Origin of the sequence: Pseudomonas sp. Z4-7 (genome assembly GCF_051131965.1) — a bacterium.
Taxonomy (GTDB): Bacteria; Pseudomonadota; Gammaproteobacteria; order Pseudomonadales; family Pseudomonadaceae; genus Aquipseudomonas.
The window spans coordinates 5,932,183-5,954,112 of the sequence record NZ_CP071642.1 but is presented as its reverse complement, the minus strand read 5'-3'; the positions used below and the strand labels follow the sequence as shown (position 1 = coordinate 5,954,112).

At 61.6% G+C, this 21,930-nt stretch carries 18 protein-coding genes; 11 read left to right on the top strand and 7 right to left on the bottom strand.

Annotation, left to right across the window (positions count from 1 at the left end; translation table 11 throughout):
- Positions 1 to 10 precede the first annotated feature (10 nt).
- Positions 11 to 1,576, bottom strand: a complete 1,566-nt coding sequence (locus J3P91_RS26885) for a phospholipase D family protein (RefSeq protein WP_434602247.1) — start codon at positions 1,574 to 1,576, stop codon at positions 11 to 13.
- A 62-nt stretch (positions 1,577 to 1,638) separates the two neighbouring features.
- Positions 1,639 to 3,072 (bottom strand): PLP-dependent aminotransferase family protein, encoded by a 1,434-nt coding sequence (locus J3P91_RS26880; RefSeq protein ID WP_434570923.1) that lies wholly within the window; start codon positions 3,070 to 3,072, stop codon positions 1,639 to 1,641.
- Positions 3,073 to 3,250: 178 nt separating this feature from the next.
- Between J3P91_RS26880 and J3P91_RS26875 the strand changes: the two genes are divergently transcribed.
- Entirely contained in the window at positions 3,251 to 3,496 is a 246-nt protein-coding gene (locus J3P91_RS26875; protein ID WP_305497928.1) for a DUF1127 domain-containing protein, read from the top strand.
- 113 nt (positions 3,497 to 3,609) lie between these two features.
- Here the strand turns inward: J3P91_RS26875 and J3P91_RS26870 are convergent, their stop codons facing one another.
- The gene (locus J3P91_RS26870; RefSeq protein ID WP_434602246.1) at positions 3,610 to 4,923 is read right to left on the bottom strand and encodes an NAD(P)/FAD-dependent oxidoreductase; all 1,314 of its coding nucleotides are present in this window, start codon (positions 4,921 to 4,923) and stop codon (positions 3,610 to 3,612) included.
- A 146-nt stretch (positions 4,924 to 5,069) separates the two neighbouring features.
- On the opposite strand from J3P91_RS26870, the gene J3P91_RS26865 reads away from it, so the two are divergent.
- Entirely contained in the window at positions 5,070 to 5,423 is a 354-nt protein-coding gene (locus J3P91_RS26865; protein WP_434602245.1) for a YkgJ family cysteine cluster protein, read from the top strand.
- Positions 5,424 to 5,532: 109 nt separating this feature from the next.
- Here J3P91_RS26865 and J3P91_RS26860 read toward each other — a convergent pair whose 3' ends face one another.
- Positions 5,533 to 6,021, bottom strand: coding sequence for an Lrp/AsnC ligand binding domain-containing protein (locus J3P91_RS26860; RefSeq protein WP_003206849.1), 489 nt, complete (start codon positions 6,019 to 6,021; stop codon positions 5,533 to 5,535).
- Between the two features lie 155 nt (positions 6,022 to 6,176).
- Between J3P91_RS26860 and dadA the strand changes: the two genes are divergently transcribed.
- The 6 genes from dadA to J3P91_RS26830 all read left to right on the top strand — a co-directional run bounded on the left by dadA (position 6,177) and on the right by J3P91_RS26830 (position 12,323).
- The gene (gene dadA / locus J3P91_RS26855; RefSeq protein WP_434602244.1) at positions 6,177 to 7,481 is read left to right on the top strand and encodes a D-amino acid dehydrogenase; all 1,305 of its coding nucleotides are present in this window, start codon (positions 6,177 to 6,179) and stop codon (positions 7,479 to 7,481) included.
- Positions 7,453 to 7,806, top strand: a complete 354-nt coding sequence (locus J3P91_RS26850) for a RidA family protein (protein ID WP_434602243.1) — start codon at positions 7,453 to 7,455, stop codon at positions 7,804 to 7,806. Before dadA ends, J3P91_RS26850 begins: the two co-directional genes overlap by 29 nt.
- 97 nt (positions 7,807 to 7,903) lie before the next feature.
- The gene (alr, locus tag J3P91_RS26845; protein WP_434602242.1) at positions 7,904 to 8,977 is read left to right on the top strand and encodes an alanine racemase; all 1,074 of its coding nucleotides are present in this window, start codon (positions 7,904 to 7,906) and stop codon (positions 8,975 to 8,977) included.
- A gap of 128 nt (positions 8,978 to 9,105) precedes the next feature.
- Positions 9,106 to 9,654, top strand: coding sequence for a cupin domain-containing protein (locus J3P91_RS26840; protein ID WP_030138196.1), 549 nt, complete (start codon positions 9,106 to 9,108; stop codon positions 9,652 to 9,654).
- Between the two features lie 183 nt (positions 9,655 to 9,837).
- Positions 9,838 to 10,251, top strand: a complete 414-nt coding sequence (locus J3P91_RS26835; RefSeq protein WP_434574329.1) for a c-type cytochrome — start codon at positions 9,838 to 9,840, stop codon at positions 10,249 to 10,251.
- Between the two features lie 137 nt (positions 10,252 to 10,388).
- On the top strand, positions 10,389 to 12,323 hold the full coding sequence (locus tag J3P91_RS26830) for an acetyl-CoA hydrolase/transferase C-terminal domain-containing protein (protein ID WP_434602241.1): 1,935 nt from the start codon (positions 10,389 to 10,391) through the stop codon (positions 12,321 to 12,323).
- A gap of 107 nt (positions 12,324 to 12,430) precedes the next feature.
- Here the strand turns inward: J3P91_RS26830 and J3P91_RS26825 are convergent, their stop codons facing one another.
- Together J3P91_RS26825 and rep are read right to left on the bottom strand one after the other, a co-directional pair.
- The gene (locus tag J3P91_RS26825; RefSeq protein WP_434602240.1) at positions 12,431 to 13,003 is read right to left on the bottom strand and encodes a xanthine phosphoribosyltransferase; all 573 of its coding nucleotides are present in this window, start codon (positions 13,001 to 13,003) and stop codon (positions 12,431 to 12,433) included.
- 54 nt (positions 13,004 to 13,057) lie between these two features.
- Positions 13,058 to 15,067: a DNA helicase Rep gene (rep, locus tag J3P91_RS26820; protein WP_434570938.1), complete on the bottom strand. Its 2,010-nt coding sequence runs from the start codon at positions 15,065 to 15,067 to the stop codon at positions 13,058 to 13,060.
- A 274-nt stretch (positions 15,068 to 15,341) separates the two neighbouring features.
- Between rep and J3P91_RS26815 the strand changes: the two genes are divergently transcribed.
- On the top strand, positions 15,342 to 17,012 hold the full coding sequence (locus J3P91_RS26815) for a putative bifunctional diguanylate cyclase/phosphodiesterase (RefSeq protein ID WP_434602239.1): 1,671 nt from the start codon (positions 15,342 to 15,344) through the stop codon (positions 17,010 to 17,012).
- Between the two features lie 109 nt (positions 17,013 to 17,121).
- On the opposite strand, the gene J3P91_RS26810 is transcribed toward J3P91_RS26815, so the two are convergent.
- Positions 17,122 to 18,516 (bottom strand): NorM family multidrug efflux MATE transporter, encoded by a 1,395-nt coding sequence (locus J3P91_RS26810; protein WP_434602238.1) that lies wholly within the window; start codon positions 18,514 to 18,516, stop codon positions 17,122 to 17,124.
- Positions 18,517 to 18,674: 158 nt separating this feature from the next.
- Here J3P91_RS26810 and J3P91_RS26805 point away from each other — a divergent pair, with 158 nt between their 5' ends.
- The gene (locus J3P91_RS26805; protein ID WP_434602237.1) at positions 18,675 to 19,595 is read left to right on the top strand and encodes a LysR substrate-binding domain-containing protein; all 921 of its coding nucleotides are present in this window, start codon (positions 18,675 to 18,677) and stop codon (positions 19,593 to 19,595) included.
- Between the two features lie 181 nt (positions 19,596 to 19,776).
- Positions 19,777 to 21,753 carry a methyl-accepting chemotaxis protein gene (locus tag J3P91_RS26800; protein ID WP_434602236.1) on the top strand — a complete coding sequence of 659 codons (1,977 nt, stop codon included), beginning with the start codon at positions 19,777 to 19,779 and terminating at the stop codon, positions 21,751 to 21,753.
- Positions 21,754 to 21,930 lie beyond the last annotated feature (177 nt).

Genomic DNA, 21,930 nt, shown 5'->3' with positions numbered 1-21,930 from the left:
TGTCCAGATTCTAAAGCATCCGCTCCAACCCGATCGTCGTGGCGAACCAGGCATTGAAGCGGCGCCACCAGCTGCCCGGTTCGCGATCCAGGTCGTGCAGCTTACCGTTGTCCTCGGTGGTCCAGACCAGTCTTTCATCTTCCAGGCGGGCCTGATAACTCAGGGTCGGGGCCATGCCCTGCAAAGCCAGCTCCCGAACCTGGCCGGCGAGTTCCGGGCTGTCCACCAGTACGCCGACCTCGGTGTTCCAAAGCACTGAGCGAGGATCGAAATTGAACGAGCCAATGAACGACTTCTGTTGATCGAAGATGATCGCCTTGCTGTGCAGGCTGGAGTCCGATTCGCCATAAGACTTGCTGTAGAACAGATGCGGGCTGCCGCCGCTGTCGCCGGGTTGGCGGCGCAACTCGAACAGCCGTACGCCATGCTGCAGCAAGGCCTTGCGATACGGCGCATAGCCGCCGTGAACCGCCGGCACATCGGTGGCTTCCAGCGAATTGGTCAAGAGGCTTACGGAGACACCGGCATCGGCACGGCTGGTCAAGTACACCAGCCCTGGCTGTCCGGGCACGAAGTAGGCGGAGATCATGATCAGTTCCTTGCTGACGCCGGTCAGCTCCGGCCCCAGTTGTGTCGTCAGCAGCAATCGAGGGTCTGGCTCATCCTTGGCCAGTACCTTGCTGGGCGCATCCCACAGCGCCTGGTTCCAGGCCCAGATCAACTGTCCGCGCCAGATGTCCAGGCGCGGCTGGGTCTTGTAGGCGGTCAGTTGCTGGTAGAGCGTCTGGTTTTCCTTGTGCGTCTGCTCAAGCGAAGCTTGCAGGCGCAAGCGGCTGCTCTCCAGGTTCTTGGGGGTCGGTCGATGGGAAAGGAATTGTTCGATCGGTTTGCTCAGCGCGCTGTTCCAGTATTGGTCGAAGCTGTGTCCCAATTGCTCGGCCACCGGGCCGACGCTGAGCAGGTCGATGTCGGTGAAGTTCAGGTTGGGTTCGGCATCGAAATATTCGTCCCCGAGGTTGCGGCCGCCGACGATGGCCATGCTGTTGTCCGCCAGCCAGAGTTTGTTGTGCATCCGACGATGTTGCAGCGACAGATTGAACAGGCGCCCCAGGCTGCGGGTCACGCCGGTGGCGCGGCCAAGATGCAACGGGTTGAACAGGCGAATCTGGATGTTCGGGTGCGCGGCCAGGGTCGCGATGACTTGCTCCTGGCCGTCGCTGGTGGTGTCGTCAAGCAGGATCCGCACGCGCACCCCACGGTCCGCAGCCTTCAGCAGTTCGTCGACCAGCATGCGCGTGCTGATGCCGTCATGAACGATGTAGTACTGCAAATCCAGGCTGCTTTGAGCGTTGCGAATCAGCTCGGCCCGGGCGGTGAAGGCTTCGGTGCTGTCGGACAGCAGGCGAAAGCCTGAGCGGCCCTCGTGCGGGGCGGCCTGTTGCGCCACCGAGCGGCCGAACGCCGAGTCGGAGGCCGGCAACGCCTGGGAGGGTTCGCGGGTGACATCAAGACTGGCGCAGCCGCTCAACAGCGAGGCGACTAGCATTAGCGCGTACAGGATCGGTCTGGATCTCACGTAGGCTCGTTCCGATTGTTAGCGTGGGTCGGCTGTTGGGTGCTGCTTCCCTGCCTACACGGTCAGACGGTGTCTCGCTGGGTTTCGTTCAACAACGCTATAGCCACGGCACCAACCTTGCGCACTGCATCCTCGATCTGTGCCGTTGGCTTGGCAGCGTAGTTCATGCGCAGGCAATTGCGATATTTGCCCGAGGCCGAAAAGATACTGCCGACGGCGATCTGCACGCCTTGGTCGTGCAGCATCCGGTTGAGCTTCAATGTGTCGAAGCCCTCGGGCAATTCGACCCACAGCATGAAGCTGCCGCGGGGACGGCTGGCGCGGGTACCTACCGGGAAATAACGGCTGACCCAATCAATCATCACGTCACGATTACGCTGGTATTGGCTGCGCATCCGCCGCAAATGCGGCTCGAAATGTCCGCCTTTGAGAAACTCCGCGATGGCTATCTGGGGTTGCGGCGCGGTCGAGCCAGTGCTGATGTATTTCATGTGCAGCACCCGTTCCAGATAGCGCCCCGGCGCTACCCAGCCGACCCGAAGGCCAGGGGCAAGAGTCTTGGAAAAAGAGCTGCAGAGCAGGACGCGACCATCGTCGTCGAAGGACTTGATGGTGCGGGGACGCGGATAGGTGTAGGCCAGTTCCCCATACACATCGTCTTCGATAATCGCCACATCGAAGCGCTGCGCCAGGGTCAGCAAAGCGCGCTTGTTGGCTTCCGGCATGATGTAGCCCAGCGGGTTGTTGCAGCTGGGAGTCAACTGTATGGCCTTGATCGGCCATTGCTCCAGTGCCAGTTCCAGCGCTTCCAGGCTGATGCCGGTGAGCGGATCGGTGGGTATTTCCAAAGCCTTCATGCCCAGGCCCTTCAGCGTCTGCATGGCACCGTGGAAGCTGGGGGAGTCCACCGCAACGATGTCGCCCTGTTCGCAGGTGGCGCGGATGCTGACCGACAGCGCCTCGTGGCAACCGGTGGTGACGATCAGATCGCTGGCGCCGAATTGGCAGCCCGAGTCCAGGGACAGCCGGGCGATCTGCTCACGCAGTTCGAGGTTGCCGTAGATATTGTCGTAGTACAGGCCGGGCATGTCTTGGCGCCGGCTGATCTGCGCCAGGCTGCGCAGCAACGGTTTCATGGTCGGTGAATGGATATCCGGCATGCCGCGGCCCAACTGTACGACATCCTTGCGCGGCACCGCGCGTATCAGCTCCAGCACTTGGTCCCATTGGGAGATGTCCACCGGGCGCTGGGCCGGGCGGCCAACCGCTGGCAGGTCCGGCAACTCGCGGCTGACCGGGACGAAATAGCCGGACTTGGGCTTCGGCATCGCCAGTCCGCTGTCTTCCAGGACGCGATAGGCCTGCTGCACGGTACTCAGGCTGACCCCGTGTTCGGTGCTCAAGGCACGCACCGACGGCAGCCGGTCGCCGGGACGGTAGAAGCCCTGTTCGATGCGGGTGCCGAGCAATTCGGCGAGGTTCACGTAAAGAGTCATGGTGCATCCCCGATGAGATGAAAACGCCAACCGATACAGATGAACCGCAAAACTACAATTCAGTGCGCAAAACGCTCAATCTGTATGGCTTTAAAAGGTAGTGGTTGAATCTGTATTGAGTCTGGCCGCCCGCGCATCATGAAAGCTCTGGCTACCCAAGTAAACAGGAGCGATCAAAATGAACGGCTTGAGCGATGTACGGCTGACGTTACACAGTCAGGAACTGGCGGCGGGGCAGGAAAAGGGGCTGCGTGATGCCATGCTGCGCAACGCCCCGTCCGGCTTGAGCCGCTGGGGCCTGTTCTGGCATCGTCTGCATACACGCAAGGCCTTGTTGGAGCTGACAACCGAACAGTTGCGCGATATCGGCCTGAGCCGGGAGCAGGCCCGGGCGGAAGGGTTGAAGCCGTTCTGGCGGCTTTGAAGCGTTATCACACAAACCTGTGGCGAGGGAGCTTGCTCCCGCTCGGTTGCGCAGCGACCGCAGGAACTCAGGGCTGCTACGCAACGCAGCGGGAGCAAGCTCCCTCGCCACGGTCAGATCAATTCTTTCAACCGGTGCCACAACATCCCCAGCGCCAACAGCGGTGAGCGCAAATGCTTGCCGCCCGGGAATGTCATGTGCGGTACCTTGGCAAACAGGTCGAACCCACCGCCCTGCTGGCCGCTGATAGCCTCGGCCAACAACTTGCCGGCCAAGTGCGTGGCATTCACCCCGTGACCGGAATAGGCCTGGGCGTAATACACGTTGGGCTGATCCTTGAGCCGACCGATCTGCGGCAGGCGGTTGGCGCCGATGCCGATCATCCCGCCCCATTGATAATCGATCTTCACGTCTGCCAGTTGCGGGAAGACCTTGAGCATTTTCGGCCGCATGTACGCGCCGATGTCTTGCGGGTCTCGGCCGGAATAGTGACAAGCCCCGCCAAACAACAAACGTCGATCCGCCGAAAGCCGGTAGTAATCCAGCGCCACCCGCTGGTCACAAACCGCCATGTTCTGTGGCAAAAGCGCGTTTGCCTGCGCTTCGCTCAGCGGTTCGGTGGCAATGATATAGCTGCCAGCGGGCAGCACTTTGCCGCTCAGCTCCTGGTTCAGGCCGTTGAGGTAGGCATTGCAGCCCAGCACCAGTGTCGTGGCGCGGACCGAGCCTTGTTGGGTGTGTACTTTTACCTGTGGCCCGTAGTCGATGCGTATCACCGCCGATCGTTCGAACAGCCGGACCCCCAGTTGCTGCGCTGCGGCCGCCTCTCCCAACGCCAGGTTGAGCGGATGCAGGTGGCCCGAGCCCATGTCGATCAGGCCACCGACATAGCGATCCGAGCCCACCACGCTGTGCATTTCATCGGCTTGCAGCAGTCGCGTCTCGTAGCGATAGCCCAGACTGCGGAGTTCTTCGGCATCCTCGGCGAAACCCTGAAGATCGGCGGGTTTGTTGGCGAGGTCGCAGTAGCCCCAGGTGAGGTCGCAAGGAATCTGAAAACGTTCGACCCGCTGGCGGACGATTTCCACCGCTTCGAGCCCCATCAATTTCATCTGACGCACGCCGTCGGTGCCCACGATTGGCGCAAACTGATCGAGACCATGGCCCACGCCGCGAATCAGTTGGCCGCCGTTCCGCCCGCTGGCGCCCCAACCGATCTTATGGGCCTCAAGCAGAACCACACTCAGGCCGCGCTCGGCCAGCTCGATGGCTGTGTTCAGCCCGGAGAACCCGCCGCCCACCACGCAGACATCCGCCACCAACTCGCCTTGCAGCACCGGATGGTCCGGCTGCGGCAGGCTGCTGGCGGCGTAGTAGGAGGCGGCGTGCGCGTGGCTCGGGACAGGTTGCTGAACACGGGCGTTCATGTGCGTAATCCTGATTGTTGTGTTTGAGAAATTTTACGGAGCATAAGCCGGGCTTTCCTCAGTCGGCAACACTGGTCGGCTGGCGCTGTCTGGCATGGGGCTTTTAAGGCAGAATCCTCAGCTGTCCCGATTCGGTAATGGCCTCGATGAGCTGCAACAGTCAAAATATCCGCACGCTACGTCAGCAGATTCCTACGTTCGAGTGCGTACCGGACTGTCATGACTGCTGTGGTCCGGTGACCACCTCGCCCGAAGAAATGGCTCGTTTGCCACGCAAGAGCCGCGCCGAACAGGACGCGGCCCTGGAGGCGCTCGATTGCGTGCACCTGGGGCCGAACGGTTGCACGGTCTACGATGAAAGGCCGCTGATCTGCCGGTTGTTCGGCACCACCGCGACCTTGCCATGCCCTAATGGGCGGCGGCCGGTTGAGCTGATTCATCCGCGGGTCGAGAAGCAGATTCATGAATACATGGCCAGCACTCGGCAGGTGTTGGTCTAGCGGTCTGGGATACCGAGTCGCGGCTTTCGCGAGCAGGCTCGCTCCCACAAGCTCGCCACCTACTTACGTGGGAGCGAGCCTGCTCGCGAAGGCGGCCTGAAGCCAACCATCAATCCGGAATCGGCAGGTTCAGGCTCTCCTTCACTTCCTCCATCACGATGTAGCTCTTGGACTCACGAACGTGGGGCAGCTTGAGCAGGATGTCGCCCAGCAGCTTGCGGTACGAGGCCATCTCGGAAATTCGCGCCTTCACCAGATAGTCGAAATCCCCCGAAACCAGGTGGCATTCCAGTACGTGAGGCAACTTCAGCACGGCACGTCGGAACTCTTCGAACGTGTCGCCGGATTTATAGTCGAGGCTGATTTCGACGAACACCAGCAGGCTGCCCTTCAAGTGCTGCGGATTGAGCCGGGCGTTATAGCCCATGATGATCCCCTCGCGCTCCAGCCGTCGCACCCGCTCGGTGCAAGGCGTGGTGGAAAGCCCGACCTTTTCCCCCAGCTCGGTGAAAGAAATTCGCCCGTCGGCCTGGAGGATGCGCAGGATGTTGCGGTCGATCTTGTCCAGCTCGCGTTTGGTCTGGGTATTGGTACGCACAGGTGATGCGCCTCCGTGAAAAGGGTTTTTGCCGAGAATTCTCGCCAAATATAGGCATTTATATAGTGAAAAGCACTGGCTGATCTTTTTTACACTGCGCGCATCTAAGCTTTGTATAACAAACGTCAGCGGTTATCCGCGATGAGGGTTTCAACATGCGCGTTCTGGTCTTGGGTAGCGGCGTCATCGGTACCGTCAGTGCTTACTATCTGGCACGTGCCGGGTTTGAAGTGGTGGTGGTCGATCGTCAGCCGGCACCAGCCATGGAAACCAGCTTCGCCAACGCTGGCCAGGTGTCGCCGGGCTACGCCTCGCCGTGGGCTGCGCCGGGTGTGCCACTCAAGGCCATCAAGTGGCTGCTGCAGCGTCACGCGCCGCTGGCAATCAAGGCCACCGCCGACATCGACCAGTACCTATGGATGGCGCAGATGCTGCGCAACTGCACCGCCAACCGCTATGCGATCAACAAGGAGCGCATGGTCCGCCTGTCCGAGTACAGCCGTGACTGCCTCGACGAATTGCGCGCCGAAACCGGCATTGCCTACGAAGGTCGCAGCCTGGGGACTACCCAATTGTTCCGCACCCAGGCCCAGCTCGATGGCGCGGCCAAGGACATTGCCGTGCTCAAGGAGTCGGGCGTGCCGTTTGAAGTGCTCGATCGCGAAGGCATCGCCCGGGTCGAACCGGCCCTGGCCAATGTCACCGATATCCTGGCCGGTGCGCTGCGCCTGCCCAATGACCAGACCGGCGATTGCCAGATGTTTACCACGCGCCTCGCGGAAATGGCCGTGAAGCTCGGCGTACAATTTCGCTTCGACCAGAACATCGAGCGCCTGGATTTTGCCGGGGATCGCATCAATGGCGTCTGGATCGATGGCAAGCTGGAAACCGCCGACCGTTATGTCCTGGCCTTGGGCAGCTATTCACCGCAATTGCTCAAGCCGCTGGGTATCCGCGCGCCGGTGTATCCACTCAAGGGCTATTCCCTGACCGTGCCCATCACCAATGCGGCGATGGCGCCGACCTCGACCATCCTCGACGAAACCTACAAGGTCGCGATCACCCGGTTCGACAACCGGATTCGCGTCGGCGGCATGGCGGAAATCGCCGGTTTTGACCTCTCGCTCTACCCGCGTCGGCGTGAAACCCTGGAGATGATCGTCAACGACCTTTATCCTCAGGGCGGCGACCTGGCCCAGGCCAGTTTCTGGACCGGCCTGCGGCCGACCACCCCGGACGGCACGCCGATCGTTGGCGCCACGCCGTTCAAGAATCTGTTCCTCAATACCGGCCACGGCACCCTCGGGTGGACCATGGCCTGTGGTTCCGGTCGCCTTCTGGCGGACCTGATGGCGAAGAAAAAGCCGCAGATCAGCGCCGAAGGCCTCGATATTTCCCGTTATGGCAGCAAACCTCAGGAGTCCGCTAAACATGGCAATCCAGCGCCAGCTCACCAATGACCGCATGAGTCAGGTCGTTGTGCACAACGGCACCGTTTACCTGGCCGGGCAGGTCGGCGACGACATGAGCGCCGGCATCGAGCAGCAGACCCGCGAGACCTTGGCCAATATCGAGCGTCTGCTGGACCTGGCCGGGACCGACAAGAGCCGCCTGCTGTCGGTGACGATCTACCTGAAGGACATCGACGCCCATTTTCAAGGCATGAATGCGGTGTGGGACAAATGGCTGCCCAAGGGTGTCGCCCCGGCCCGCGCGACTGTCGAGGCCAAGTTGTGCGAACCGCAGATCCTGGTCGAGCTGTCCGTGGTGGCCGCGCTGCCCTGACAACTGTCAAAAAGCTCCCTCTCCCGGCGCCGTTGATGGCTGATGCCGTCAGCCTGCGCCGGTTTTTTTACCCATGACCGCCTAGAAGCCTGCCGCCATGCGTCCTGCCCGTGCCCTGATCGATCTCCAAGCCCTGCGTCACAACTACCAACTAGCCCGTGAGGTTACTGGGGCCAAGGCCCTTGCAGTAATCAAGGCCGACGCCTACGGGCATGGCGCGGTGCGCTGCGCCGAGGCTTTGCAGGAGACGGCGGATGGGTTCGCCGTGGCCTGCATTGAAGAGGCCCTGGAACTGCGGGCCGGTGGTATACGTGGGCCGATCCTGTTGCTGGAAGGGTTCTTCGAGGCCGATGAGCTGGCATTGATCGTGGAGCACGACTTCTGGTGTGTCGTGCATGCGTTGTGGCAGCTAGAAGCGATAGAGCGCGCGACGCTGGGCAAGCCGATCACGGTCTGGCTCAAGCTCGACTCGGGCATGCATCGGGTCGGTTTGCATCCGGCCGACTACCAATCGGCTTACCGTCGCCTGCTGGCCAGTGGCAACGTGGCAAAAATCGTCTTGATGAGCCACTTCGCCCGCGCCGACGAACTGCACGACCCCAGCAGTCTGCAACAATTGGCGGTATTCGATCAGGCCCGCCAAGGCCTGATGGCCGAGGTCAGTTTGCGCAACTCGCCGGCGGTGCTGGGTTGGCCGCAGATACCGAGCGATTGGGTGCGGCCGGGCATCATGTTGTACGGCGCGACACCGTTCGACGAGGCCAATGCCGTGGCCTCGCGCCTGCAACCGGTGATGACGTTGGAGTCGAAGATCATCAGCGTGCGCGAGCTTCCCGCCGGCGAACCGGTGGGCTACGGCGCTCGTTTCGTTACCGCCCAGCCGACCCGGGTCGGCGTGGTCGCCATGGGGTATGCCGACGGTTACCCGCGCCAGGCGCCCAACGGTACGCCAGTGCTGGTGGATGGTCAGCGCAGCCAGCTGGTCGGGCGGGTCTCGATGGACATGCTGTGTGTCGACCTGAGCCATATTCCCCAGGCCGGGCTCGGCTCGACCGTCGAACTCTGGGGCAAGAGCATTCTCGCCAGCGATGTGGCGCAGGCCGCCGACACGATTCCTTACCAGATCTTTTGCAACCTGCGACGTGTCCCACGGCTCTATTCCGGGACCTGAGACCAGGCGCCGCCTACCGGAAGTCGCTTCACCGCACAGGATTCGGGTCAAAGTGTTGTAAATACTGAACGCTGTCGCCATGATAACGCTCACTTTCCACACAACCTGATTCCCTGGAGGCTCCAGCATTGGACGTCGGTGAACGACTGCAATCCATTCGTAAACTCAAAGGCCTTTCCCAGCGTGAACTCGCCAAGCGCGCGGGCGTCACCAACAGCACTATTTCGATGATCGAGAAAAACAGCGTGAGCCCCTCGATCAGCTCGCTGCGCAAGGTCCTTGGCGGGATTCCCATGTCCATGGTCGAGTTTTTCTCCGAAGAGATCCTCCAGGAGAAACCGACCCAGATCGTCTATAAAGCCAACGAACTGATCGACATCTCCGACGGCGCCGTGACCATGAAACTGGTGGGCCGGGCGCATCCGAGCCGGGCGATTGCCTTCCTGAACGAAATCTATCCGCCTGGCGCCGACACCGGTGACGAAATGCTCACCCACGAGGGCGAGGAAACCGGGATCCTGGTGGAAGGGCGACTGGAACTGGTGGTGGGCGCAGAAACCTTCGTGCTCGAGGCCGGCGACAGCTACTATTTTGAAAGTACCAAGCCACATCGTTTCCGCAATCCGTTCGACGTGCCGGCGCGACTGATCAGCGCAGCCACTCCGGCGAATTTCTAGACCGAGAGGCGCCAGGCCCGCACGCCACAGGCGCCCGCATGTTGGGCTGTCATGACAAACAAGACCCTTGTGACTTTGGGGTTGTTTCAGAGTGACAGGCTTACCGCTATACTTGCGCCCGCCTGCAAACCGTGGCCGCAGGCGTGACTAGCCACCATTGAGGGTGTACGCGTGAACCTAATTATGAAAATGCTGGCTGCACCAGCAACCGTATTGGCCCTATGGGCTGCGAGCGCTCAAGCGGCGCCGAACGACGAAATCGCCAAGCGCCTTGAACCCGTTGGCCAGGTTTGTGTTCAGGGCAAGGAATGCAAAGGCATGGAAGTGGCCACTGCAGCCGGCGGCGCAGGCGGTGCCAAGGCACCCAAAGACGTCATTGCCAAGCATTGCAACGCCTGCCACGGCACCGGCCTGCTGGGCGCTCCGAAAATCGGTGACAAGGCTGCCTGGAAAGAGCGCGCCGATCACCAGGGCGGCCTCGACGGCATCCTGGCCAAGGCTATTACTGGCGTAAACGCCATGCCGCCCAAAGGCACTTGCGCCGACTGCTCCGATGATGAGCTCAAGGGCGCCATCAAAGAGATGTCCGGCCTGTAATTCGCCAGCATCTTTCACGAAAAAGCCGCTTTCGAGCGGCTTTTTTGCGCCTGGAATTTTTCCCAGGGCTGTTCATCGCAACCAAGACCCGGCAAGCTCGGTCCAACCCACATTCAAGGAATGTCCCGGAGGGTCGGATGGTGCAGTTGTGTTCAATCGAACAGGCAGTGGATGACGTGCTCGAGCGCTTGCCCGCGCATATCCACCTGGGCATGCCATTGGGGCTGGGCAAGCCCAACCTGTTCGCCAACGCGCTGTACCGGCGCATCGCCCAACTGCCCGAGCGGCAGCTGACTATCTACACGGCGCTGAGCCTGGGCCGACCGAGCCTGGGCGATGGTCTGCAGAAACGTTTCCTCGAGCCCTTCGTCGAACGGGTCTTCGGCGACTATCCCGAACTCGATTACCTTGCCGATCTACAGCGCGACAGCCTGCCGGCAAACATCCGCGTGCAGCAATTCTTCATGCAGCCCGGTAGCCTGCTGCACAGTGCAGCGGCGCAGCAGGACTACGTCAGTAGCAACTACAGCCACGCGGCGCGGGACATCAACGCGGCCGGCCTGAACCTGATCGCGCAATTGGTGGCGAGCGACCCGGAGCATCCGGATCGCCTGAGCCTGAGCTGCAACCCGGACATCACCCTGGACCTGTTGCCGATGATTGCCAGGCGACGCGAGGCGGGGGAGACCATCCTCATGGTCGGGCAGGTCCACAGCGAATTGCCCTACATGCCCGGTGACGCGGAAATCGGCATTGACGCGTTCGACCTGCTGATCGACGAGAAGGACAGCCACACGCTGTTCTCCACGCCGAACATGCCGGTGGGGTTCCAGGACCATTTGATCGGCCTGCATGCCAGCACCCTGGTGCGTGACGGTGGTACGTTGCAGATCGGCATCGGCTCCATGGGCGATGCGTTGACGGCGGCGCTGTTGGCGCGCCAGGCCGATAACGCCGGTTACCAGGCGTTGCTGGCGGACCTGAATCTGAGCCAGTGGGCGCAGTTGATCGAGCGAGAGGGCGGGACCGAGCCGTTTGCCAAAGGGCTGTACGGTTGCAGCGAAATGTTCGTCAACGGTTTGCTGGTGTTGGCGGAGGCCGGGATTATCCGGCGCAAGGTCTATCCCGATGAGCCGACCCAGGAGCAGGCTAACGCCGGGACACTCGACGAGGCGGCGCAACCCGACGGCATTTGCATCCATGGCGGGTTCTTCCTCGGCCCGGGCAGCTTCTACGAGCGTTTGCGCGAATTGCCGCAGAGCCGGCGCTTCGAATTCAACATGACGCGCATCAGCTACATCAACGAGCTGTACGGCCAGGAACAACTCAAGCGCCTGCAGCGGCTTGATGCGCGGTTCATCAACACGGTGTTCACCATGACGCTGCTCGGTGCCGGGGTGGCTGACCAATTGGAAGACGGGCGGGTGCTCAGCGGTGTGGGTGGGCAATACAACTTTGTTGCCCAAGGGCATGCACTGGAAGGGGCGCGCTCGATCCTGCTGCTGCGCAGTTGGCGCGAGTCAGGCGGCGTGGTCAGCTCCAATATCGTCTGGGAATACGGGCATTGCACGATTCCCCGGCACCTGCGGGACATCGTCGTGACCGAGTACGGCATTGCCGACCTGCGCGGCAAGACCGACGCGGCGGTGATCGAGGCATTGCTCAACATCAGCGATTCACGCTTCCAGCCGGGGCTGATCGAGCAGGCCCAGAGCGCCGGCAAGTTGCCGAAGGATTTCCGTCTCGACCCACGTTTCGCCGACAACACGTCGGAGCGTTTGCAGGCGATCCAGGCGCGGCATCCCAATTTGTTCCCGGAGTATCCGTTGGGCTGCGATTTCGATGGGCTGGAGCGGGATCTGCTGCGAGCGCTGAACTGGCTCAAGAGCAAATTCAAGCTCACCGAGATCCTGGAGTTGGGCAAGGCCGCGTTGGATGCACCCGAACCTTGGGAGTTTGCCGGGCATCTGGAGCGGATGCAGCTGACGAGCCCGGAGGGGCTCAAGGAAGAGTTGGCCCAGCGGTTGCTGCTGGCGGGGCTGAAGGCGACTGTGCAACAACAAGCAACCTGACCCCTGTGGGAGCGAGCTTGCTCGCGATGGCGGTGTATCTGCTAAATAAAATGTGTCTGACAGACCGCTATCGCGAGCAAGCTCGCTCCCACAGGGGATATGGGAGATCAGTCGATGAAGGTCACTACCCCACCCACCAGCGATTTCACCCGCGCCAACGACTCGACGCGGTAGCCCTGGGCATCCAGCTCAGCGCGGCCACCCTGGAAGGATTTCTCGATCACGATGCCCAGCCCGGCCACGGTAGCGCCGGCCTGCTTGATGATGGAAATCAGCGCCTGGGAGGCTTTGCCGTTGGCCAGGAAGTCATCGATGATCAGCACTCGGTCGCTGCTGGTCAGGTGGCGCGGGCTGATGGCGACGGTGCTTTCGGTCTTCTTGGTGAACGAATACACGGTGGCGGACAACAGGTTCTCCGTCAGGGTCAGCGACTGCTGTTTGCGCGCGAAGATCACCGGCACGCCAAGGTTCAGCCCGGTCATGATCGCCGGGGCGATGCCCGAGGCCTCGATGGTGACGATCTTGGTGATGCCCGAATCCTTGAACAGCGCGGCGAATTCGTCGCCGATCAGCTTCATCAACTGCGGGTCGATCTGGTGGTTGAGGAACGCATCAACTTTCAGGACCTGATCGGAAAGCACGATGCCTTGTTCACGAATTTTCTGGTGCAGGGCTTCCATGAAGCCTCCTCTGATGACGCGTCGGCGCCTGAAGTCAGTGAAAAATAATCGATTCTAGCGCTTCAACATCGCGCGTATATCCGCCAGGGCGCTGTTGCCGCGAACGACTTTGACTTCCGTCGGCGTGTCGTCGTTGCCCTCCCAGGCCAGGTCGTCCGGCGGCAGTTCATCGAGAAAACGGCTCGGCGCGCAGTCGATCACTTCACCGTACTGCTTGCGCTTGGCGGCGAAGGTGAAGGCCAGCGTCTGGCGCGCCCGGGTAATCCCGACGTAGGCCAGGCGCCGTTCTTCTTCGATGGTGTCGGCTTCGATGCTGGAGCGGTGCGGGAGGATTTCCTCTTCCATGCCCATGATGAACACGTAGGGAAATTCCAGGCCCTTGGAGGCGTGCAGCGTCATCATCTGCACGCCTTCGGCGCCTTCTTCCTCTTCCTGCTGCCGCTCGAGCATATCCCGCAAAACGAGCTTGCCGATGGCGTCCTCGACGGTCATGTCGCCGTCTTCATCCTTTTCCAAAGTGTTTTTCAGCGCTTCGATCAGGAACCAGACATTGCCCATGCGGTAGTCGGCGGCCTTGTCGCTGGAACTGTTGGTGCGCAGCCAGTTTTCATAGTCGATGTCCATGACCATGCTGCGCAGCGCCGCGATCGGATCTTCGCCGGCACACTGCTCGCGGACCTTGTCCATGAAGCGCTTGAAGCGCGCCAGGCGGTCGGTGAAGCGGCTGTCGAGGTGCTCGCCCAAGCCGATTTCATCGGTGGCGGCGTACATCGAGATCTTGCGCTCGGTGGCGTAGTTGCCGAGTTTTTCCAGGGTGGTCGAACCGATTTCCCGGCGTGGCACGTTGATCACCCGCAAGAAGGCGTTATCGTCGTCCGGGTTCACGATCAGGCGGAAGTAGGCCATCAGATCCTTCACTTCCTGGCGTCCGAAGAAGCTGTTGCCCCCCGACAGACGATAGGGGATCTGGTGATGCTGCAACTTCAGCTCGATCAGCTTGGCCTGGTAGTTGCCGCGATAGAGGATCGCAAAATCGCTGTACGGCCGGTCGGTGCGCAGGTGCAGGCTGAGGATTTCCATGGCCACGCGCTCGGCTTCGGCGTCTTCGTTGCGGCAACGGATCACACGGATCTCGTCGCCGTGGCCCATTTCGCTCCACAGCTGCTTTTCGAATTCGTGGGGGTTGTTGGAGATCAGCACGTTGGCGCAGCGCAGGATGCGGCTGGTGGAGCGATAGTTCTGCTCCAGCATCACCACCTTGAGCGATGGGTAGTCTTCCTTGAGCAACATCAGGTTTTCCGGCCGCGCGCCGCGCCAGGCGTAGATCGACTGGTCATCGTCGCCGACCACGGTGAACTGGTTGCGTTTGCCGATCAGCAGTTTCACCAGCAGATACTGGCTGGCGTTGGTGTCCTGGTATTCGTCCACCAATAGGTAACGGACTTTGTTCTGCCATTTCTCAAGGATGTCGGCGTGGTCCTGGAACAGCTTGACCGGCAGCAGGATCAGGTCGTCGAAGTCCACCGCGTTGAAGGCCTTGAGGGTGCGCTGGTAGTGGGCGTAGACGATGGCGGCGGTCTGTTCCTTGGGGTTGCGGGCGTTCTCCAGGGCTTCGGGCGGCAGGATCAGGTCGTTTTTCCAGGCGCCGATCATGTTCTTGATCTCGTCGACGCCGTCGTCGCCCGAGTATTCCTTCTGCATGATGTCGGTCATCAAGGCCTTGACGTCGGTCTCGTCGAAAATCGAGAAGCCCGGCTTGTAGCCCAGTCGCGCGTGTTCCTTGCGAATGATGTTCAGGCCCAGGTTGTGGAACGTACAGACCGTCAGGCCACGGCCTTCGCCGGCGCGCAACAGACCGCCGACCCGTTCCTTCATTTCCCGCGCGGCCTTGTTGGTGAAGGTCATCGCGACGATGTACTGGGCGCGGATGCCGCAATTCTGGATCAGGTGCGCGATCTTGCGGGTGATCACGCTGGTCTTGCCGGAGCCTGCACCGGCGAGCACCAAAAGAGGGCCGCCGACATAGTTCACGGCTTCTTGCTGCCGGGGATTGAGTCGGGACATGACAGGGTTCAGGGAGTCGTTTGCGAAATGGGCCGGCATTTTAACAGGCTCTGAGATTTGTGCTGCTCTGTCCGACTTGTGACGCTGCACATCATCTTCAATTGCCGCTTTTGTTACTTTCCCTCAGGATGCGGACGGGATTTGGGTCTAACGTTCGTTTTTAAGGTGAAAAACCGTCAAAACCGAGTGTTTGAGAACCATTGGCATTGGTGATTGCCCGTCGGCGAGTCATAATGCCCCGCGCCTACCACCTTGCAGAGTCTAGGGAGTCAGCTTGTCTACGCCTGTCGAACCCTTGCGTTTGCTGTTATTGGCCGAAACGCCTGAGTGGTCAGCGATATTGCGCGAGTGCCTGGCGCCCATGGGCCCCTCGGTCGTGTTGCTCAGCGCCCCGAGCTGGGAGTCGGTCAGCAGCCTGTTCGAAGACAACCGCAATGCGGTCCTGTTGACTATCGCCGCTTTGCAGCCGGCGCCCGGTCGTTGCCGCCTGCCAACGGTCCTGTTGCTTGAGCACGAACCGGCGACTCCCCCGGACGGCGTCAGCGACTGGCTGGTGCGTGACGTACTCGATGAGGCGACGCTGCGTCGTTGCCTTCGTCATGTGCGCGAGCGCGGGGTGCTGGAAAATACTCTGCAACGGCTCGCCGAGCAGGACCCGTTGACCGGCATCGCCAACCGCCAAGGCTTCCAGACCCTGCTGGCGGCACGCCTGGCTGAAAACGAAGGCCGTGGCCTGGCGCTCGGCCATCTGGATCTCGATAACTTTCGTCACGCCAACGACGCGCTCGGTCATCAGGCCGGCGACCGTCTCATCCTGCAGGTGGTCTCGCGGCTCAAGGGCGCGCTGGAAGTCGGTGATCAACTGGCGCGGCTGGGCAGCGACGAATTCGCCCTGCTGATCGATACCCGCCGCGCGCCCCAGCGGGCCGAGTGGATGGCTGAGCGCATCACCGAAGCCATGGCCGAACCCTACTGGGTCGATGGCGAGAGCCTGCTGATCGGCTGCAGCCTGGGGATCGCCCATGCTCGCGCCCAGGCCGGTGCCGACCCGCTGATGTGGCACGCGCATATCGCCATGCAGCAGGCCAAGAGCACGCAAGGCTGCACTTTTCATATCTTCAATGAGCGCATCAATCGCAACGCCCGCAGTCTCGCCGACCTGGAAAGCGAACTGCGCCGGGCGCTGCGTCGCGACGAACTGGAATTGCATTACCAGCCGCGGCTGAACCTTGCCGATGGCACCATTGTCGGCCTCGAAGCCCTGGTGCGCTGGCGTCACGGCGAGCGCGGGCTGCTGCCGCCAAGCGAATTCGTGCCGCTGGCCGAGCAGAGCGGCCTGATCGTACCGTTGGGCTACTGGGTAATTTCCCGGGCGCTACGAGACATGCAGGCCCTGCGCGAGCGGGGCCTGGCGCCGCTGCACATGGCGATCAACCTGTCGTTCCGGCAATTCCAGGACAGCCAGCTGCTGCCGACCTTGAGTCGGTTGATCAGCGAACGGGGTGTCGAGGCCCAGTGGCTGGAGTTCGAACTCACCGAAACCGCCGTCATGCGTCGCAGCGAACTGGTCAAGCAGACCATGGATGCCCTGGGGCGCCTGGGCGTGCGGTTCTCCCTGGACGATTTCGGTACCGGATTTTCTTCGTTCGTGCACCTCAACAGCCTGCCCATCGCCCTGCTCAAGATCGACAAGAGTTTCGTTGGCGGCATGGAGCAGCGTGAAGAGAACCGCAAGCTGGTGCATGCGATGATCAACCTGGCCCATAACCTCAATCTTGAAGTCGTGGCCGAAGGCGTCGAGACCCATGAACAGATGGATCTGCTGCGGGGTTTCGGTTGCGATCAGGTGCAGGGCTTCCTGATCAGCAAGCCGCTGCCGTTGGTGGAGTTGGTTGAATACCTGGCGTTTGAAGGTGGCCAGGCGACGCAGGAAATCGTGAGCTGACACAAACCCTGTGGGAGCGAGCCTGCTCGCGAAAGCGGGGTGTCAGCCGGACATCCACCAACTGACACACCGCCTTCGCGAGCAGGCTCGCTCCCACAGGGGAAATGTTTCACTTCGCCTGGATCGCTTCGAAATTCTGCTGCTCCGGCTCGCTGCGAATCATCCGCTTCATCTTCCACTCGAATGCCCACGTCAGGCTCACCGCCGCGCACGCCAGCCCCAGGGCCAGGCCCCACCAGACACCAGTCGGCCCCCAGTTCAAATGAAAGGCCATCCACCAGGCAGCGGGCGCGCCAATCAGCCAGTAGCAAGCCAGGCCCACCAGGAAGGTGGTCTTGGCGTCCTTCAGGCCACGGATACAGCCCATGGCAATGGTTTGCGTACCGTCGAACAGCTCGAACCACGCCGCCACGGCCAGCAGGCTCACAGCCAGGTCGATCACCGGGCGGAACGCCGGGTCATTGTGATCCAGGAACAAACCGATCAGTTGATTGGGCAGCAGCCAGAACACCATGGCGAAGGCCAGCATCGCCGCTGCGCCAAAGCCGATCCCGACCCGTCCGGCCAGGCGCGCCATGAGCAATTGCCCAGCGCCGTAATGCTGGCCGATGCGCATGGTGATCGCGTACGACATGCCCGCCGGAACCATGAATGCCACCGAGACGATTTGCAGAGCGATCTGGTGCGCAGCCAACGGCGTGCTGCCCATGGTGCCCATGCACAGCGCGGCGAACGCGAACAGCCCGACTTCCACGGCGTAGGTACCACCAATCGGCAGGCCCAGGCGCCACAGTTCCTTGAGGTATTGGCGATTGGGCCGCGACAGGCCTTCAAGTAATGGATAGGCGCGGTAGGCCGGGTGCCGGTGGATGTGCCAGGCGAGCACCAGGGCCATGCAGTTGGCAACAATCGCCGTCACCAGGCCGATCCCCATCAGGCCGAGCTTCGGCAAGCCGAACATGCCGGTGATGAGCGCGTAGTTGAGCAGGAAGTTGGCCACCGTGCCGCCGAGGCTGATCACCATGACCGGAGTGGCCCGGCCGATCGCGCTGGTAAATCCACGCAGGGCCATGAAACTCAGGTAGCCGGGCAGGGCGAACGGCAGCACCAGCAGGAACTGGCCGGCGGCGAGGACGTTGGTTTCAGTCTGGCCGAACAACAGCAGCACCGGCTTGAGGTTCCACAACAGCAACCCGGCCACCAGCGCCATCAACCAGGCCAGCCATAACCCGGCCTGGGTCAGCCGGGTGGCGCCTTCAATATCGCCAGCGCCCTGGCGGATCGCGACCAGCGTACCGACTGCAGCGATCACGCCGATGCAGAAAATCGACACGAACGAGTAACTCGCCGCCCCCAGACCGCCACCGGCCAAGGCTTCCGGACTCAGGCGCGCCATCATCAAGGTGTCGGTCAGCACCATCAGCATGTGCGCCAGCTGCGAAGCAATCAACGGCCCCGCCAGCCGCAGGATGGCCCAGAGTTCGGTACGCACCGGATGCCGCATGATCGTCACGCTCCATGTTCAAACAAGGCAGTAAGACGTCGATTCTCGGCGCATGCGGTGGTTTGCACAAAAGGATAAATCCGATTGCTGGCATGATTAAAACTCATGCTGGGCGAATCTTCTGATAGGGTTCGAAAAAAGCCACAGGAGCCTTTCCGATGTCTCGTCGCCTCCCTCCTCTTTATGCGTTGCGGGCATTCGAAGCGGCGGCGCGATACAGCTCGTTTACCCGGGCCGCTGAAGAACTGTCGATTACCCAGAGCGCGGTCAGCCGGCACATTCGCACGCTTGAGGAACACTTCGCCTGTCGGCTGTTTCAGCGCAGCGGCCGCAACCTGCAACTGACCGAGGCGGCACGCCTGCTGCTGCCGGGCGTGCGGGAGGGTTTCATGGCGCTGGAGCGTGCTTGCCATACCTTGCACGGCGAGGACGGAATTTTGCGCATGAAGGCTCCGTCGACCCTAACCATGCGTTGGTTGCTGGCGCGCCTGAGCCGCTTTCGGCATCTGCAACCCGGCAACGAAGTGCAATTGACCAGCGCCTGGATGGACGTCGACTCGGTGGACTTCAACACCGAGCCGTTCGACTGCGCGGTTCTGCTGGGCAACGGGCACTTTCCGGCGGACTGGGAGGCCAGTCTGCTGTTCCCCGAGGAGCTGATTCCAGTCGGCGCACCGACTCTGCTCAACGACCAACCCTGGGACGTGGCGCGGCTGGCCAGCGCCGAGCTGTTGCACCCCACGCCGGATCGCCGGGATTGGCGCAACTGGTTGCAGCGCATGGGGCTGGCGGACAAGGTCTCGCTCAAGGGCGGCCAGGTGTTCGATACGCTGGAACTGGGCATGATCGCTGCCGCGCGGGGCTATGGTGTCTCCATGGGCGATTTGTTGATGGTCGCCGAGGACGTTGCCCAAGGACGCTTGAGTCTGCCGTGGCCTACGGCTGTTGCCAGCGGCGAGCACTATTACCTCGTCTGGCCGAAGACCCGGCCTGGAGGTGAACGTTTGCGCAGGCTTAGCGATTTTCTCCAGGGCGAGGTAAGCGCCATGCAACTGCCCGACGTGAAACGCCTGGCCTGAAGGGACAAACAGGCCCCGCTGGCGACTTGGCTTTATTCCTTCCAAAGCGCTCAAGTATTCGGTTCTGCGGCCGAATCCGTGAACATAGAACCTTCGTACAGAAAGGGCCCACACCTCAAAAAATAGAATGCCGAGCGTGCGACGTGATCAGGATGATCCAGTCTCTCGGCCAGGAGCCGTCATGTCTCAACCCCGCGCCCGGATCGCCTCACAGCTAGGCCTTGCCCTTGCCGTGATACTGGCGGTCGTGATTTCCGGCAGTACCGTCTTCGCCTTGCGTTCACTGGACGCCGCCAACCTTTCCACTCGTGAAGAGCACCTGGCCAGCGAAGCGCGCCTGATGGCCGACCAGCTCAATACCTTCCATAGCACCTTGCGCGAGAGCACCCAGCGGTTGGCGGGGCTGTTCGAAAAGCGCTTCAGCGCGGGTCTGAGCGTGCATCCGGACCAGTCGGTGACGGTGGCGGGCGTGCAGACGCCAGGCTTGAGCCTGGGCAGCGAAGTGTTGAACAACAACTTCAAGGAAGTGGACGAGTTCAAGGCGATGACCGCCGGCGTGGCGACTATATTCGTGCGTAGCGGCGACGACTTCATCCGCGTCAGTACCTCGGTGAGCAAGCAGGACGGTACGCGGGCCATCGGCACCGTACTCGACCGCGCGGGCCCGGCGTACGGCCCGGTGATCAGCGGGCAGAGCTACATCGGCCGGGCCTTGCTCTTCGGTCGTTTCTACATGTCGCAATACACGCCCGTTCGCGACGGCAGCGGCAAGATTATTGCCGTGTTGTATGTAGGATTCGATTACACCGATGCGCAGAATGCGCAATTCGACAACCTCAAGCGCTTCCGCATCGGCCAGACCGGTTCCCTGGCGCTGTTGGACGAACAGAACAAATGGTTGGTACCGCCAGCGGGTGTGCAGGCGCTGGACAACGCCACCGCGGCTATCACCGGTTTGATCAAGAAGCCGGGCAAGGGTGCGTTCTGGGAAGACACCGCAGAAGAATTCTACAGCGTCGCCGTGACGTTCGAGGGCGGGCCGTGGGCGGTGGTGGCGAGCATGCCGAAAACCGAAATCAACGCAGTAACCTGGAACGTCGGTACGCAACTGGCCATTGGCAGCCTGCTGGCAATGTTGCTGGCGGTTGGCGCGGCGGTGTGGCTGTTGCGTAGCAAACTGGCGCCCTTGGGCGATCTGGTACGTCAGGCCGAAGCGCTGGGCGCCGGCGACCTGAGCGTGCGTCTGAACGTATCCAGCCACGATGAAATTGGCCAACTGGCCCGTGCCTTCAACCAGATGAGCCAAGCCTTGTCGACCATGGTCGAGCATATCCGCAAGGCCTCGCAGGAGGTCAACAGTCGTGCCCAGGCGTTGTCCGGATTGTCCAGCGGTGCGTATGAAGGGATGGAGCAGCAGTCCGGCGAAATCACCAGCATGGCGGGCGCAGTGGAAGAGTTCAGCGCCACCTCGTTGAACATCGCCGATAACATGGGCAATACCGAGCGTCTGGCCCAGGACAACGCCCAGCAGACCCGCATCGGCCGTACCTCGATGGACGAAGCTTCGTCATCGCTGGAACAGATCGCTGGCGCGTTGAACAGCACGGCCACGGTCATCAACACCTTGGGTCAGCGCTCCCAGGAAATTGGCGGCATCGTCGGCGTGATCACCTCGATTGCCGAGCAAACCAACCTGCTGGCCTTGAACGCTGCCATCGAAGCCGCGCGCGCGGGTGAACAGGGCCGTGGTTTTGCCGTGGTGGCCGACGAGGTCCGTAGCCTGGCGTCGCGTACCCGCCAGGCCACTGACGAAATCTCTGGCATGATCAACAGCATCCAGCAGGAAACCGGCAATGCCATCAGTACGATGGAGAAGGGCAACCTGCTCATGCAGGAAGGCTTGTCGCGCAACGCCAACGTCGCCTCGGCCCTGGCGCGCATCGACGAGCAAAGCCGCTCGGCCGGCCAGCAGTTTGCAGCGATCACCACGGCCACCCAAGAGCAGAGCAGCACCGCGACCTTGCTCAGCAGCAACCTGCAAAGCATCGCGATGGCCAACAGCGAACAACGCGAAGTAGTCTCGAACCTGGCGATCACCGCCAAGGAACTGGAAAAACTGGCGCAGGACCTGCGCAAAGAGGTTGATCGGTTCCGCTGAGGCTTCCTGCGGCAACATCACGAGCAAGCTCACCCAGCACTACTGTGGGAGCGAGCTTGCTCGCGATGACGGCTGACCAGCCACATCTCTATCAACTGACCCACCGCTTTCGCGAGCAGGCTCGCTCCCACAATGATTCCAGGTGGGACGCAGAGATGATTCCGCCGCAACTCCCCT

Excerpts from the sequence above, each read along its gene's own strand:
- J3P91_RS26880 (WP_434570923.1), bottom strand. The coding sequence starts at position 3,072 with ATGACTCTTTACGTGAACCTCGCCGAATTGCTCGGCACCCGCATCGAA.
- J3P91_RS26875 (WP_305497928.1), top strand. The coding sequence starts at position 3,251 with ATGAACGGCTTGAGCGATGTACGGCTGACGTTACACAGTCAGGAACTG.
- J3P91_RS26870 (WP_434602246.1), bottom strand. The coding sequence starts at position 4,923 with ATGAACGCCCGTGTTCAGCAACCTGTCCCGAGCCACGCGCACGCCGCC.
- J3P91_RS26865 (WP_434602245.1), top strand. The coding sequence starts at position 5,070 with ATGAGCTGCAACAGTCAAAATATCCGCACGCTACGTCAGCAGATTCCT.
- dadA (WP_434602244.1), top strand. The coding sequence starts at position 6,177 with ATGCGCGTTCTGGTCTTGGGTAGCGGCGTCATCGGTACCGTCAGTGCT.
- J3P91_RS26850 (WP_434602243.1), top strand. The coding sequence starts at position 7,453 with ATGGCAATCCAGCGCCAGCTCACCAATGACCGCATGAGTCAGGTCGTT.
- alr (WP_434602242.1), top strand. The coding sequence starts at position 7,904 with ATGCGTCCTGCCCGTGCCCTGATCGATCTCCAAGCCCTGCGTCACAAC.
- J3P91_RS26835 (WP_434574329.1), top strand. The coding sequence starts at position 9,838 with ATGAAAATGCTGGCTGCACCAGCAACCGTATTGGCCCTATGGGCTGCG.
- J3P91_RS26830 (WP_434602241.1), top strand. The coding sequence starts at position 10,389 with ATGGTGCAGTTGTGTTCAATCGAACAGGCAGTGGATGACGTGCTCGAG.
- J3P91_RS26825 (WP_434602240.1), bottom strand. The coding sequence starts at position 13,003 with ATGGAAGCCCTGCACCAGAAAATTCGTGAACAAGGCATCGTGCTTTCC.
- rep (WP_434570938.1), bottom strand. The coding sequence starts at position 15,067 with ATGTCCCGACTCAATCCCCGGCAGCAAGAAGCCGTGAACTATGTCGGC.
- J3P91_RS26810 (WP_434602238.1), bottom strand. The coding sequence starts at position 18,516 with ATGCGGCATCCGGTGCGTACCGAACTCTGGGCCATCCTGCGGCTGGCG.
- J3P91_RS26805 (WP_434602237.1), top strand. The coding sequence starts at position 18,675 with ATGTCTCGTCGCCTCCCTCCTCTTTATGCGTTGCGGGCATTCGAAGCG.
- J3P91_RS26800 (WP_434602236.1), top strand. The coding sequence starts at position 19,777 with ATGTCTCAACCCCGCGCCCGGATCGCCTCACAGCTAGGCCTTGCCCTT.